Here is a 15,570-nt window from a genome sequence, read left to right on the forward strand (position 1 = left end):
GCACCATAAGATGTATAAGCAACACTGAAAATGCCTTAAATCATTGATTTAAGGCATTTTTTTTTACGTTTGTAGCAACTACAATGTAAAGCTTAATTGGTGTTGGCGGAGTCTGTTGATCGTTTTTACCGCGCAACCACTTTTGCCTTTTTGTGGTTATAAATAGCCAATTTCCACAAATATGGTTGTATTCAGCCTGAATTTAATCGGGAAAAATTCCCTAGCAATAATTTTTCTAATTGAGAATCAGTCTCTTATTGCAAATGAATGTAATGGCACGTGTTTTGCACCTAATTCACTGAAATAAAAATTTGTGGTGGGTGGAAATATGAGCGATACGTTGGCATGGTCTGGGATTGATTTGCAATGGGCATATACGGATGTGCTGCGACGCATCGGCAGGCGTACAGCTTGTGTACAGCGTGCAAAAGATATATTGCATGATGCTTTAGTATATTTTGCCGTTTCGAGCCATCCGGCAAGGGATGAGTCGCCACAGGCTTACCTGAATGGCATTGTTAACCATTTGATGGTTGATGAATACCGTTACAGGACCCGGTTTGTTGAAGAAGACCAGATAGATGAAACTGCGCTGATCCTGGAGTGTTCGCCAGAGCATATTTATGAAACACGGCAGATGCTTTACAACCTGCAACGCATTGTGGATTTGCTGCCAAAGAAATGCCGCCAGGTGTTCTGGCTTTACCATGTGGATGAAATGAAACAAAGCGACATTTCTACCCACCTGGGGATCAGCACTAGCATGGTAGAAAAACATCTTATTCGTGCTATGCTCGACATCCGGGCGTTTCAACAAAAAATGGCACATTAAATACTCACCTAATGCTTAAACAAATGACAGTCAGCGAAGTTGCAGCACAATGGTACTTGCGGATGCGCGAGCATTCACAAGGCGCACCAGAGCGTGAAGACTTTGAGCGCTGGCTGGCCGATGATCCTCGGCATGCTTCCGAGTATGAAAGTATCACGCGTGCCATGCAGAGAATGAGTTCGCCAGACTCATTGTCCTCACTTGCAGATGAAGCAGAGCAGCATGCCTTCCTAGCGCAGGAAGCGAAACGGAAAAACAAGCAGCGCCGTGTCGGCCAGTTGTTTATGGTTGCTTTGCTGTGCATCATGAGCTTTGTCTTCCACCAACAATACCTTGATTGGCAAGCCACACCTGTCATGCAGCTAGCTGCACAAAACCCGGTCGGGCAGATCGCCCATAAAACACTGGATGACGGTACCCGCGTCACACTGAGCGCCAAAAGTGATATGGAAGTCACATACTATCGACATGAACGCCATGTGTTACTCAGGGAGGGCGAAGCCATCTTTGAAGTCACTAAAGACCCTGATCGCCCATTTATTGTAGAAACAGACACTGCAAAAGTTACCGTATTAGGAACTCGCTTCGCTGTGAATCGCCTGGATCAATTGGTGCGTGTGAGTGTTGATCACGGCACTGTGAAAGTAGAACCAAAAGTAGAAGAAGGTGAGCAAGAGGTTGTCAGCGAAACCCGCATCATCACCAATGGTCAAGTGGTAGAAGTTTATCCCAATCGTGCAACAGTGCTGGTGAACCGCCCGGCATCTGATGCCTTTGCCTTCCTCGATGGCAGGCTGGTATTTGATCGTGCCGATATCGATGAAATCGCGACGACAGTCTCACGCTACCGACAAAAACCTGTGCGTGCAGTCGGCAAGGATATTCGTAATATTTCAGCCGATATTAATATCCGGGATATTGAGCAGTTCCTGCGTGGATTACCCAATATTGCAAAAGTGTCTATCAAAGAAACGCCACAATACACATTGATTAGCAGTAAACATTAATTCAGCTCAGGTGCCTTTTCGGGCACTTCTCCGCAACACCTCTACATTCACCTGTATTACTGCCGTCTTTCATTAATTTGCGCAAGTAAGTTAGGTTGCTTTTATTTGCAATACACCTCTCGGTTGCATCCCTCACATCTTCATCCAATTCTTGATTAAATCTTAATTTAATCAATTCTCTATCTCAATAAATTTGGAATGTATATTCGCGTTCAAGATGATCCTTAATTACCCAAAAATGTAAAGATAGGTAAACGACGTCAGGTTTTTATCTCTCCCAAAGATGAGTCTATACAGAGGGAGATTTAGGTCATGCGAATCAACAAATTTGAACAGTGTGCAATGTACACACTGTTTGCAGTCTGGGGGGTAATGTCAGTGCAGTTTGCCTGCGCTGAAGCATTGAATACACAAGTGCCTAAACAGCAAGAGGAGACATTCAGTGTACCGGTCAATATTGATATTCCACAGCAGCCATTGGCTAATTCATTGCATGCTTTAGGCAAGGCAACCGGGATGAGCATCTCTTTCCCTAATGATCTGGTTTCTGGCAAAACTGCGCCAGAAGTGCGTGGACGCATGACGCGCCAGGAAGCTTTGCGTCGCATGCTGACTGACACTGGTTTAGCTCCAAAAATAGAAGCGGACAGTGTCTATATTCAAAAGGCTCCCCAAAAAAAAGAAGATAAAACCGTACAGCTCGACAAGGTCGAGGTTCGGGCTAAGCGATTTTATGAAGTCGGACCACTCCCTGGATTGGGCTTAACGAAAGAAGAAATTCCCGGCAATGTCCAAAGTATTTCAGCCAAAGAGATTAAAGAAGCGCATTCGTTAAGTCTGACTGATTTAATGAATCGCAAGCTGCAATCAGTAACGGTGAATGATTACCAGGGCAACCCATTTCAGATGGATGTGCAATACCGTGGTTTTACTGCGGGCCCTCAGATTGGGACGCCACAAGGCTTGAGTGTGTTTATTGATGGCATCCGAGTAAACGAGCCATTCGGGGATATTGTGAACTGGGACATGATTCCCATGAATGCGCTTGCTAGCGTCGATGTTTTCCCTGGTTCAAATCCAATTTTTGGTTTGAATACTTTAGGCGGAGCATTTTCACTAAAAACCAAAGATGGTTTTAATAATCCGGGTGTTGATGCAGATATTTTGACTGGGTCATTTGGCCGAAAACAATTACAGCTTGAAGGCGGCTGGAACAACGGAACTATAGGCTTATTTGGTGCTGGCAACTTTTTTTTGGAGGATGGGTGGCGGAAGAATTCACCTAGTAGAGTCAATCAGTTTTTTAGTAAAGCCAGCTACAGAGGCGACAAGTTAGATCTGAATTTAAGCACGCTTCTCGTACAAACAAATTTAGTTGGTAATGGCGTCTTACCACTTGAGATGTATGCGCAAGATAGGGACGGTGTATTTACCGCTCCTGATAGAACCAAAAACAAGCTGGACCAATATCAACTTTCTGGTAGTTTTTTTGCCACTGAAACCTTTACGGTAACTGGTCAAATTTATCGAAGAAACAGTAAGCGGCATCAGATTGGAGCAGACGTATATACGGAATATGGAAACTCAACAGCCATTAGAAACCTAACTGCTGGTGCTCAATATACTTGCTTATATGAATCAACTAAGTACGGTCTGCCAAACTACTATGTTCTGCAACTTCCAGGAAATATAGATCCTGATCGAATTGGTACTGCAGCCATAATGATGACATTTGATCCCGCAAATGCTTCAGCTCAGGATCAGCAGTTATATAACCAATATTATCTTGGGGACAATCAGGTCAAACTTTATGTTGATGCAATTTATTTTGGTCAACCTGCAGATTTAAGTGTACTGCCAGCCAGTGCAAGAAATGCAGATTTACCTGATGATTTTGTTCAATACGCAAAATATAACTTTGATTATTATAAGAATTTGAGAGCGTCACAATTATACACTCCTCAGGCAGCGGGTGCCCAAAACACATACAATCCACCGAATAGGCCGGGACAAATAATAGTTGATGGGACCAGTTTTTTTGAGTATGGCTATATAGAAACTGCTCAAAAGCCAGCTATTCCACAACTTCCTGGCCCTGTGGATGTGATTTCGGGTATTAATCATTATTACTACGGCAGTGATGGTAACGGAGGGTTGGTAAGAAATGTTATTTTGACAGAGAGAGCTACCAATGCTCAGGAATGCTCGGATGGACAAGCAGCTAATCCACTGGCCCAAACAGGCGGCGTAAATGATACCAATCCAGATGGCACTGCAAAGCAATATGACGGCGCTCAATTTAACGGTACTGGGTTAGTTGAGGGTGTGCCAACTGCAGTCATTACCAACACACGTATCGACCAAAAAATCGATGGTGGTTCACTACAGTTTAATTGGAACCTTGATCATCATAAATTCATGATCGGTGCTTCGATTGATGCGGCAGATACTACTTATGTGGGTGGTCAGCAATTGGGTTTTTTTGATGCGCAAAGAAAAGCTTATCTGGCGCCAGATCAGGCATTAGATGGGTTGCTAGCTGCTGATATGGAAATTTTCAACAATAATTTTCAGGGCACCTCTACTACAAAAAGTATTTATGCAAGTGAGACATGGTCGCCAATAGATAACCTACATTTTTCTACAGCCCTGAGATATAACATGACCAGTGTAAAGAATGTTCTGGCGTCGCGTTCTTATGGGTTTAGTGTTGCAAATCTACATCAAATTATCGGCAATCCTGATGAGTATAATATTTGCAATCCTGGACAAAGCTGCCCAACTGGATACCGTGTTCCGGAAATTTTTAATCTGTTAAATCCGGCTGAAACTGAGAAGTTTAATTACTACTCTTTAAATCCTTCTTTAGGCGTTAGCTGGCAAGCCAATGAAAATCTTAACTTTTACAGCAATTGGGCTAAAGGATCTCGAGTTCCAAGTGTTATTGAACTAGGTTGCGCATTAGATAGAACACCCGTTCAAATAGGCTCTAATCCCGACGGTACTCCAAGAGAAGTTTTTAAAAGTATTGCTGAAAATCGTTCTTGTTCGCTGCCTAGTGCACTATCTGGCGATCCGCATCTGCCACAAATTATTGCCACTACTTACGATGTAGGTTTCAGAGGCAAATGGGGTAATAACATTGAATGGAATATTGGAGCCTACCGTACCGATCTCAAGGATGATATTTATTTAGTTACTTTTCCAGGTAATAGAAACTTTTTCGACACTATTGGTGAAACTCGTCGTCAAGGAATCGAGATGGGTATAGGCGGTAAAGTGGACCGATTAGGTTTTAAAGTCAATTACGCCATGACTGACGCAACATTTCAAGATACTTTCCAAATGGCTAGTAACGATAACAGTAGTGGTGTCCCGAATGAGTTGTTTGGTACAGGTCAAGCTGGTGAAGCAACTCCACGCGTGATAACAGTAAGGCCGGGTAATAAAATGCCAGGAGTGGGATTGCATAATTTAAATGCAAACCTAACTTACGATGTCACTGATAAATGGACAGTTGGCCTCTCCGCGGTAGCGCATTCAGAGAGTTTTGTGCGCGGCAATGAAAATAATGAGCATCGCAAAGGTGTAACTCAGTTCATTTCTTATGAAGTGCCGGACCCAATCAATGGAGGCACTCAAACGTTGCAAGTAGCTCGACAGCCTACATCGAATCCCGGCAAAGTTGCAGGCTACGCAACGCTTAATTTTCAAACCAGCTATAAATTAGCCAAAGAGTGGACAGCTACTTTGTTGGTTACCAACTTGCTAGATAAAGAGTACTTCAGTGCAGGGCGCTTAGGACGTAATCCTTTCTCCCCAAGTATTAACGGTGCAATCGGGCCGGATGGATATAACCATAACTCAGGAGACTGGCTGAGTACCAACTTCATCGCACCAGGTGCGCCACGCGGAATTTGGTTTAGTTTGAATTGGCATTTCGTGCCAGATTAATTTTGAATCAATATCAGGAAAAAATCCCAGTGGTATAGGTGGAAGAATTGGGTAACTTATCGATGTTTAACAGTAATGAACATCGTTGAATGGGAGGCATTTGTGAACTGCCTTTCAAAGAATTCAGCTACAACCGGTTTAGAACTCACGAGGAACTAATTTCGTTGTGGTGAATTGGTGATTCAGGCAGCCACAAATGCCTGCGTATTGTAACTCTTTGGAGATTAAAATGAAAAATACGCTTCTTAACGCTGTTGTTGTTAGCTCTTTAGCAACTGCACCACTTTTGGCTTTAGCTTTGGGATTTGAAAGTGTTCCTGCCACTGGATTTTCTGTAACTGGTACAGGTGCCGGTACCCATCAGCCAACCGGAGGTACTACCCCATATAAAATTTGTAATGGTACTGGTAATTATGGCTCTCTTTCTACTGGTGCAGTTGCTCCAACCACAACGTCTAACAATACCTGCGCAATAGTTCCAGCACCCTCCTCAATATTGATTTCACCTGTATCTGGGTTTTCACTGGTGGCTTCCGCAAACCGTCCAGTTAATATGAACAATACATTGACTGGTGGTACCTCAATTCAAATAGGTACATTGCAAGACGTTGTGTTTCGTAATGCTGCAGGTACAGAGTGCATTTATGGGGCACAGGTTTCTTTAACTAACACAGATTACAATGTTTCTGCCCCTGGTACCCAGACATTTGAAGCAAATGGTATCGCTCGTGCTGGGTTTTCATCAGCAGGGAATGTAAGTGTTGCATATGCTCGAATTTTGGCTGGATCTGACGTGGTGTATCGTGCTGGTAGGACATTTACTTCAGTACAGCATAGGGCTGTTAGTTTAGGGTCAGGTACATTTGCGCCTGGATATTACAATTTACCACTAACGCCAGGTTCAACAGCTTCGATTAACGGTCAAAATGTATCTGCATTAGGTGTGCCAGCTGCTGCTGAACAAACTGCAAATCTTGATACCAACTGGCTTGAATTTACAACTGATGCAAATAGTGTAGATGACGACGGCAGCACCAGCCCAGCGTCACCAGCTGTATATGTTAGAGCAGCCTGCACAACTGCTGCACCTGTTGCCACAGCTAACGCGATTCGTTTGCGCTCCACTTGGCAAGAGCAAGGCACTGGTCAGCAGTTTATCGAAGTGCGCGTTGATGGTTTCCTACCTTCCGGTACGAACGCTAATCCTGCGCCAGTTGCTGGTAGCACATTCTAAATCTCACTAAGGCAATGGCTAAATACCATTGCCTTTTTAAATATAATTTAAGGAGTTTTCACATGGCAACGAAGATTTTTAATTCAACAGAAACTTCATATACAGGAACCTCAAGTGCTGATTACGTAGTAGGTAATAATTTAGGTAACTTTATTGATGTTGCTGAAGGAAATGATGTTGTTATTGGTGGTGCGGGTTCAGACGCGATTTTGGCAGGAGATGGAAATGATGTTGTTTATGGTGGTGCTGGGGACGATTTAATTGACCTTGGCAGTGGTAATGATGTTGCTGATGGTGGGGATGGAAGCGACTTCATTGCAGGAGGTGAGGGAAATGACGTTATCTCTGGAGGTAACGGCAATGACACTATTGATGGTGGTCAAGGAGATGATGTTTTAATCGGTGGTAATGGTCAAGACAATCTTTTTGGTGGCGGTAGCACCTTGGGTGATGAAACAGTAAATGGGGATATCTTTATTGTAACTGATAACGATATTATGCTGGGTGGAGAAGGAAACGATACTTTCATCATTAATGGCGAATTTGAGGGAGTTTCTGTAATCGCTGCAGGCGTGTCTGGATTAGATAATTCCGGCGACGAAGCAAGATACATCGAGGTAAGTGAGAATGAAGAAAACGAAGAGGTTGAAGTTTATGACACCGTTACAGGCGAAACAATTGAACTTGAAGATTTAGATGTAGCTTTAGAGACAGAAACTGATGTTCGTTTGAATATTGTTACTCGACCAGGTTCTTCTGCTATTAGTACATTCGCTACTACTATTGCTGGCTACAATGCTGTGGATACTCTGGCCTTTACAGCTTCTGGAGAGTATGAGAACTTACAATTTAGTGGTATTGAGCGTATTGAGCTTTCCAGTGGTGTGAGCATTACTCTAGAGGCTGAGCAATTAGAAGAAAATGGAGAGTCACTAGGTTTAGGTGAAGTATTAAATCCAGGCACCCACATCTATGGAGTTGCCGGTGGGGATGTTGAAAACGTCACTCTTGAACTTGAGTTCGAAGAGGAAGAGTTTGAACCAGCAGCTTCCATCGTGGGTGCCACTCCGGTCACATACGATAAAGCGGTATTCGAAGTGGATGATTACTCCGTTGCTCACTTATACCACAACGTAGATGTTACTTACGACGCATCTGAAGGCGTAGCAGGTAGCTTCACCCGCATTGACGGTGCTAACGAAGGCAGCGATGCACACGAGATCGTATTGGGTAGCGAAGGTGTTGATTACGCAACCATGCGCCTGGGTGATGACACTGTTTACGGTAACGGCGGCAATGACCTGTTGATCGGTCATGGCGGTGCTGATTACCTCGATGGCGGTACAGGCGATGACATTTTTGTGATCGGCGGTTTTGGTAGCGGTGTGCAAGGCACGACTTCCAAAGCAGATGACGGTAACAAAGAGTGGATCGCTACTGGCGCTAAACACGATGTGATCGTTGGTGGTGATGGCGTGGATACATTGCGCATCACGACTGGTATCGGTGCCAACACCAAAGCCAATGGTACTGTTGTGCTCAACAACGACAACTTCAAATCAATGGAAGTCGTACAAGTGGGCGGTACAGTGGGTCGCTTGAATGTAGAAAATGCAGACCTTCAACTGCTGAATGATCACTACTACTTTAAAGCTAATGGCACTGTATCTGACCTTTCCAACACCCTGGGTAACAACGGCGGCACGATCAACAATGTAGTGGTTGATGCTTCTGGCGTGACAACCAATGGCCTGCGTTTTGAAGGCAATGCTAACCAGCAAACCTTTATCGGTACCACTAAAGCTGACGTGTTTGTTGGCAATGGCGGTAACGATACGCTGACTGGCGGCGCCGGCGCTGACAAGTTTGTATTCGGTAAGGTGTATGAGCAAGTGGTGACGGGTTCTTCAACCACTGTGCAGACTTACACCAACACTGCGTTCAACCTGACCGGTGTGGATACCATCACTGACTTCACCCGTGGTACTGACAAGCTGGAATTGCACCTTGACCAGTACAGCAACCTGGCTGGTTTTAACGCTAGCATGCTGCGTGTGAATTCAACGGGTACTGCGCAAGACTCCAATGACTACCTGGTTTACAACACGACTACTAAAACACTCAGCTATGACGCTGATGGTAATGGTAGCGGTGCGAAGGTAGATATTGCTGTCCTCACAGGCGTAAACACATTGTCTACTTCAGATTTTGTGATCGTTTAATACGATAGCTGCGGATGGTGTGTCCATCCGCAGTTTTTCTTTAAGTCATAGCCTAAGAAATACCCTGGTGAACATGTTGTCGCAATCCGAAACCATGAAACAAGTCATGTCTGAACTTTGGCCCATCTGGCGCAGAGTGTGGCTGTTTGGCGTGGTGACAAACCTGCTTATTTTAGTCCCCTCCTGGTATATGCTGGAGGTGTATGACCGTGTCATCAACAGCCGTAATGTGTCTACATTATTGATGCTGACCTTAATGGCAGCCTTTGCCTATCTGGTGATGGAGGCGCTGGAATGGCAACGCCGCCGCCTTCTGCAATCCGCCTCTCAGCATTTTGAAAAATCACTGCAACAGCGTTTATTTGAGCGTGTGTTTACCGCCAAACTTTCCATGCCGGAGTTTCCGGCGCAGCAAGTGTTTTCCGATTTTTCTACCCTCAAAAGTACATTGCATTCTTCTGCCTTGCTTGGTCTGGTGGATGCGCCTTTCTGCCTGATTTTCCTGATGGCGGTGTTCCTGATTCATCCTGCATTGGGCGTGCTGACGCTGCTGGGACTGGCTATCCAGTTAGTGCTGACCCTGCAAAACCAGGCCCGTGTCGCGCCGATGATGAAGCAGGCGAATCAGCATGCGCTGGAGTCCCACCGCTACTTTGCCAGTATCAGCCGCCATACGGATGTGATGCAGTCCATGCAAATGATGGCGCCGGTGGAGCAACGGTGGTTAAAAAGCCAGCACGGCTTTTTATGGCAACAGGCGCAGGCCTCCGAGCTGGCAGGCAAAAATTCGGCGGCTTCTCGCTGGTTGCAGACCATGCAAACAAGCCTGATCCTTGGCCTGGCCTGCTACCTGTTTATTGAAGGCGAATTGTTCAATGGCGGCGCCATGATGATTGTGGCCTCCATTCTCGCAGCGCGGGTGCTGTCGCCACTGGTGCAATGCGTGGGTCACTGGAAAACCTATGAGCAGGCGTGGACTGCATTTCAGCGTATAGAAAGCCTGTTTGCAGGTGCAGCACAAAAAGCCGAAGGGCTGGTGCTGCCTCCGCCTACCGGTGCTATTTCCGTTGACCAACTGGCTTATGCCCAGCCGCAAGCGGGTAAAGCCCAGGCAGAAGTGTTTATCCGTCAGGTGCAATTTAACCTGCCCGCCGGAAACGTGCTGGTGGTCGCGGGTGCTTCGGCATCCGGCAAAACCACCCTGGCAAAATTACTGGTGGGGTTGGTCGCGCCAACCAGTGGCCGCGTGCGTTATGACGGCGTCGATGTGCACGGCTGGGACAAAAACAGGTTAGGGCCGTATGTGGGATACCTGGCACAGGAGGTAGACCTGTTTGATGGCCGGGTAATCGACAATATCTGTCGCTTCCAGAGCCCGGACAAACAGGCATTATCCGAAGTGATAGCCCTGCTGGGATTGGCTGACTGGATCAACCAGTTACCGGAAGGATTGAATACGCTGATCGGTCAATCCGGTATGCCTTTGTCCGGCGGTGAGCGGCAATTGCTTGGCCTGGCGCGTGCGCTGTATGGCAACCCGCGTATCGTGGTGCTGGATGAACCGAATGCCAACCTCGACACCGCTGCCGAGCGTACCTTTCAGCAGGCGATTGCGCGCCTGAAACAGCAGGGTACGACCTTTATTATTATCAGCCACTTGCAGCATATCCTGAATATCGCGGATTTCATGCTGGTGATGTGCCAGGGGCAAATGATCCGCTACGGCAAGCCGCATGATGTGATGGCGAGTTTTCAACCGGATGCTGCAAAAGCGGAAGCAGCTAAAGCAAAAGCGGTTAAACCGCAAATTGCCAAGCCGCAAGTAGTGAAAGCAGCACAACCATGAAACTGGCAATTAAAAACTCAGTATGGGCGCTGGTCAAACCGTTCCGTGCGCAATTTATCCAGATGGCATGGCTTAGTTTGCTGACCAATGTGCTGATGCTGGTGCCTACGCTTTATATGCTGCAGTTGTACGACCGCGTGATGCAGAGCCGGAATACCTTGACGCTGGTGGCGGTGACTGCGCTGACCGCCGGTTTGCTGATATTGATGGCAGGCGCCGACTGGTTGCGTAACCTGTATGCGATTAAGACTGGCGTGCAGTTTGACCTCACCTACGGCAAGCAAATTTTCTCTGCCATTTTTGATACCCGCACCACACAAACACAGTCCCCGGTGCAGTCTTTGCAGCAGCTCACCACCGTCAGGCAGTTTATGACCGGGCAGGGCTTGTTTGCCATGCTGGATATGCCGTGGAGCGTGGTATATATCTCGGTGTTATTTGTGCTGCATCCGGTGCTTGGGGCGACAGCGATTGTGTTTTGCCTGGTCCAGTGCCTGGTAGCATTCTGGAACCAGAAGGTGATCGCCGGTCCGGCACAGCAAGCGCAGCAGGCCAAACAGCTGACCGAGAACTTTATCCAGCAGAAAATCCGCCATCTGCAAACCAGCCATGTGCTGGGCATGTCGCAAACTTTGCGTGAGCGCTGGCAGGCGCTGCTGGCCGAACAATCACAAGCCGAAAGCGTATGGCTGGCTGCCAGTGACCGCAGCCAGTTTGTGAATAAATGGATGCGTTACACCATGCAATCGCTGATGCTGGCGATTGCCGCCTGGTTGACCATTAAAGGCCAGATCAGTGTCGGTTCCATGATTGCCTCGAATGTACTGATCGCACGCGCCTTGCAGCCGTTTGATGTGATTGTGCATAGCTGGCGCCAGTGGTTGCAGGCCAATACTGCGGCGAGCGATCTGCATTTGATCCTAGAAAGCCGCCAAGAAAACCTGCGAGCACTCCCAGCCACACAGCCGTTACAGCGCCCTTATCATTTACAGCTGGATTCGGTGACGGTAGAGCTCCAGTCACGGCGCATATTAAATAGCCTGAACCTGAGTATTTTGCCAGGAAGATTATTGTGCATCATGGGCCCGTCAGGTTCCGGTAAAAGCACCTTGGCGCGGCTGCTGGTAGGGGTCGTTTCAGCGCATGCCGGAAAGTATCAAATCAACCATTCAGCCATACAGGCGAATAATGCTCGCACCCTGCTGACTGGCATAGGCTATTTACCGCAGCAAGTCTCCCTGCTGGAAGGCACGATTGCCGAAAACGTCGCCCGTTTTGGTGCGCTTGAAAGCCAGCACATACTCCTGGCTTGCCAGCGCGTTGGCCTGCATGAAGCCATTTTACGCCTGCCGCAGGGTTACGATACCCGGCTCGATGAGCAGGGCTTGCCGCTATCCGGTGGTCAACGCCAATTGCTGGGACTGGCCCGTGCCATTTATAAAGAGCCGCCTTTATTAGTACTGGATGAGCCGAATGCCAGCCTGGATGAGTTTGGTGAAGCGCGGCTGATGGAATTGCTGCAAGTTTTAAAAACGATCAATACCACCATTGTGGTGGTGACCCATCGTTCGGGCGTACTCAAAGTCACTGACGATCTGCTGATCCTCAAGCGCGGCGAAGTGGTTCATCATGGCCCGCGCGATGCCGGCATTGTCTACCTGAATCAACTGCAATCTGCTGCTACGAATATTGCGACGGAATCCGCCTGAGTTTAGCGCTATGCATGTACACCACATATCTTTAAATCCTAATTACCTGCCGGAAACCCTATGTCTGTAACCATGGCCACCGTTGTTCCCGATAATGTGCATGCGATTGAAAGCTATGCTCAACATACAGGCCACACCCGGAAAGGGGCGCTGATATTGCTTGCTGGCATCATTGGTTTCGTGGCCTGGGCAGCATATGCGCCGCTCGATGAAGGGGTGCCGACTGAAGGGCAAATCAGCATCGAGAGCAACCACAAAGTGGTGCAGCATTTTACCGGCGGTATCGTCAGCGCCTTGCTGGTGCACGAAGGCCAGGAAGTGAAAGCCGGCGACCTGTTATTCAAGCTGGATGATATGGCCAGCAAAGCGAGGTACGAAGAAGTGCGCCAACGCTACGCGGGCTTGCGTGCGCAGGAAGACCGTCTGCGTGCCGAGCAACTGCATCACAGTGTGATTGAATTCCATCCTGATTTGCTGAAGCAACAGAACGATCCATTGATACAGCAACAAATGCGTAACCAGTCCCAATTGCTGGCAGCGCGTACGTCTGCTTTAGCCGCTGATATTGCCGGTAAACGGGAATCTATTGCTGGTTACGAAGCCATGGTGCAGGGATATAAAGGCATGCTTTCCAGCCACGAATCACAACTCACTTTGCTTGAAGACCAGTTGCAGGGTGTGCGCGGGCTGACGGCCGAAGGCTATGCGCCACGCAATCAGCAGAATGACCTTGAACAACGCGTAGCAGCTTTGCACGGTGAACGCGCCAATACGCAAGCGAATATTATCCGCGCGCAACGGGCGATCATGGAATTGCAACAGCAGATCAACCAGCGCAACCAGTTAGAGCGCAAAGAGATGGATGCCGAGATGGCGCAGGTGAAATTGCAGGTAGAAGCCGATGCGCAAAAGGTACTGGCGTTGCGCGATGAGTTGGGTCGTACCGAAATCCGTTCGCCGGCATCGGGTCAGGTGGTGGGTTTGCAGGTGCATACCTTGGGCGCCATCATTCAGCCAGGGCAGAAGCTCATGGATATTGTGCCGTCCGGTGAATCGCTGATTGTCGATGCGCAGATTCCCCCGCATTTAATCGACAAGATCCATACCGGACAGGCAGCGGATGTGCGCTTCTCCACCTTTGCCAATAGCCCGCAATTACTGGCGGAAGGCAAGTTGAAATCAGTATCGAAAGATTTACTGAGCAAACCTGCGGCGACGGCTGAAGGCAGCCAAAGCTATTACCTGGCCCGGATAGTCTTGACAGAAAAAGGCACCAAAGCCTTGCAAGGTCGCCAGTTACAACCGGGTATGCCGGTACAGGTCGTCATTAAAACTGGTGAACGTACGTTGTGGGACTACTGGATGCATCCGTTGAGCAAGCGGTTGGCTGCTTCGATGAAGGAAGAATAATGCCTAAGAAGTATGCATTAAAAGCTTTAGCTATCTGGAGTTTGTATCTGGGTTGTCTGCCTGCACATTCGCAAGATGACCTCAATGGTTTGTATCAATTGGCTGCGATGCATAATGCGGATTTCCGTGCAGCACTCGCCAATACCGAAGCCGAACGTGAAGAACTGACTAAGGCAAAAGCGCTGTTTTATCCCAAAGTGCAACTGGGGTTGATGCGCGGCCGCGGCAATACCGACCGCACCACGCAGACCAGTATAGGCGCGTTGAATTCGGAGCTGAATTATGAGCTGGAAAACTACAGCCTGACCGTCCGCCAGCCTTTGTACAACAAGGAAACCTTTGCCATTTATGGCGGCGCCAAGTCTTATGTCAGCGCGCAGGAATCATTACTTGAACAGGAAAATGCCAAGCTGATCCTCAAACTGGTGTCGGTATACCTGGAAACGCTGTATGCACAGGACCGCGTGAATTTGCAGCAAAACAAACTGGATGCGGTTGGCCAGCAACTGCGTCAGGCGGAGCAGCGCTATCAGCGTGGCAGCGGCACCATTGTGGAAGTCAACGAAGCGCAATCCAATCTGGATATTGCCAAGGTCGAGAAAATACAGGCGGCCAACGATTTACTTTCCAATCAGCAAAGTATGCAGATACTGACAGGGGCAACGCATGCACTGTCTGCTGAGTTGCTGGTAGGTGGTTTGAATACCTTGACTGCTTCTGAATACAGTGTGGAACACTGGATAGACACCGCGCGCCAGCATCATCCGGAATTGTTAGCGGCGACGCTGGATATAGATGTCGCCAGGAAAGATGTTGAAAAGAAACAGGCGGGCCATTACCCGACGCTGGACCTGGTTGGCGTGCGCTCTTACAGCCAGAACGATAGCAACAATACGCTGGGTTCCCGCTTTGATACTTCCACTATCGCCCTGCAGATGAATGTGCCGCTGTTTGCCGGCGGTTATGTCAATGCCAATGTGCGCCAGAGTGCCAGCCGCCTCACCGCCAGTGAAGAAACCATGACTGCCAAGTCGCGCGAGATCGAATTCAATGTACGCAAATATTACCAGAACCTGATCGCGCAACAGCAATCCATCACCGCTTACCAGCAGGCGGTGCAATCTGCGAAAGTAGCTTTGGATGGCACGCAGAAAGGTTTCCAGGCCGGATTTAAAACCAACCATGAAGTGCTGGATGCGCAGCAAAAATTATTTACTAACCAGTTGTCGCTGACCAAGGCTTATTACAGCCTGATCAGTGACTGGGTGAACCTGCAATTTAGCAGTGGTTTGTTGACGCTGGATGCATTAAGCCGGGTCAGCCAGTTATTTGTCGCTAAGAAATAATGCACTAAAA

At 47.8% G+C, this 15,570-nt stretch carries 9 protein-coding genes; all 9 read left to right on the forward strand.

Annotated features, from left to right (window positions below):
• Nucleotides 1–328 precede the first annotated feature (328 nt).
• The 9 genes from ASG24_RS08410 to ASG24_RS08450 all read left to right on the forward strand — a co-directional run bounded on the left by ASG24_RS08410 (nt 329) and on the right by ASG24_RS08450 (nt 15,560).
• Entirely contained in the window at nt 329–832 is a 504-nt protein-coding gene (locus ASG24_RS08410) for an RNA polymerase sigma factor (protein ID WP_055829076.1), read from the forward strand.
• 23 nt (nt 833–855) lie between these two features.
• On the forward strand, nt 856–1,839 hold the full coding sequence (locus tag ASG24_RS08415; protein WP_055870483.1) for a FecR domain-containing protein: 984 nt from the start codon (nt 856–858) through the stop codon (nt 1,837–1,839).
• A 312-nt stretch (nt 1,840–2,151) separates the two neighbouring features.
• Entirely contained in the window at nt 2,152–5,793 is a 3,642-nt protein-coding gene (locus tag ASG24_RS08420; RefSeq protein ID WP_055870158.1) for a TonB-dependent receptor domain-containing protein, read from the forward strand.
• Between the two features lie 229 nt (nt 5,794–6,022).
• Nucleotides 6,023–7,027, forward strand: a complete 1,005-nt coding sequence (locus ASG24_RS08425) for a hypothetical protein (RefSeq protein ID WP_055870161.1) — start codon at nt 6,023–6,025, stop codon at nt 7,025–7,027.
• A 62-nt stretch (nt 7,028–7,089) separates the two neighbouring features.
• Complete coding sequence (locus tag ASG24_RS08430) at nt 7,090–9,249, forward strand: calcium-binding protein (protein ID WP_055870163.1); 2,160 nt, start codon at nt 7,090–7,092, stop codon at nt 9,247–9,249.
• Between the two features lie 106 nt (nt 9,250–9,355).
• Nucleotides 9,356–11,095 carry a type I secretion system permease/ATPase gene (locus ASG24_RS08435; RefSeq protein WP_235562359.1) on the forward strand — a complete coding sequence of 580 codons (1,740 nt, stop codon included), beginning with the start codon at nt 9,356–9,358 and terminating at the stop codon, nt 11,093–11,095.
• Complete coding sequence (locus ASG24_RS08440) at nt 11,092–12,804, forward strand: type I secretion system permease/ATPase (RefSeq protein WP_055870169.1); 1,713 nt, start codon at nt 11,092–11,094, stop codon at nt 12,802–12,804. The genes ASG24_RS08435 and ASG24_RS08440 overlap by 4 nt, the downstream gene beginning before the upstream one ends.
• A gap of 60 nt (nt 12,805–12,864) precedes the next feature.
• Entirely contained in the window at nt 12,865–14,214 is a 1,350-nt protein-coding gene (locus ASG24_RS08445; RefSeq protein ID WP_229008437.1) for an HlyD family type I secretion periplasmic adaptor subunit, read from the forward strand.
• Nucleotides 14,214–15,560 carry a TolC family outer membrane protein gene (locus tag ASG24_RS08450; protein ID WP_082488037.1) on the forward strand — a complete coding sequence of 449 codons (1,347 nt, stop codon included), beginning with the start codon at nt 14,214–14,216 and terminating at the stop codon, nt 15,558–15,560. The genes ASG24_RS08445 and ASG24_RS08450 overlap by 1 nt, the downstream gene beginning before the upstream one ends.
• Nucleotides 15,561–15,570 lie beyond the last annotated feature (10 nt).

This window comes from Methylophilus sp. Leaf414 (genome assembly GCF_001425425.1).
Lineage (GTDB): Bacteria > Pseudomonadota > Gammaproteobacteria > Burkholderiales > Methylophilaceae > Methylophilus.

Coding starts and splice junctions, on each gene's coding strand:
- ASG24_RS08430 (WP_055870163.1), top strand. CDS start 7,090: ATGGCAACGAAGATTTTTAATTCAACAGAAACTTCATATACAGGAACC.
- ASG24_RS08425 (WP_055870161.1), top strand. CDS start 6,023: ATGAAAAATACGCTTCTTAACGCTGTTGTTGTTAGCTCTTTAGCAACT.
- ASG24_RS08435 (WP_235562359.1), top strand. CDS start 9,356: ATGTCTGAACTTTGGCCCATCTGGCGCAGAGTGTGGCTGTTTGGCGTG.
- ASG24_RS08440 (WP_055870169.1), top strand. CDS start 11,092: ATGAAACTGGCAATTAAAAACTCAGTATGGGCGCTGGTCAAACCGTTC.
- ASG24_RS08450 (WP_082488037.1), top strand. CDS start 14,214: ATGCCTAAGAAGTATGCATTAAAAGCTTTAGCTATCTGGAGTTTGTAT.
- ASG24_RS08420 (WP_055870158.1), top strand. CDS start 2,152: ATGCGAATCAACAAATTTGAACAGTGTGCAATGTACACACTGTTTGCA.
- ASG24_RS08445 (WP_229008437.1), top strand. CDS start 12,865: ATGTCTGTAACCATGGCCACCGTTGTTCCCGATAATGTGCATGCGATT.
- ASG24_RS08410 (WP_055829076.1), top strand. CDS start 329: ATGAGCGATACGTTGGCATGGTCTGGGATTGATTTGCAATGGGCATAT.
- ASG24_RS08415 (WP_055870483.1), top strand. CDS start 856: ATGACAGTCAGCGAAGTTGCAGCACAATGGTACTTGCGGATGCGCGAG.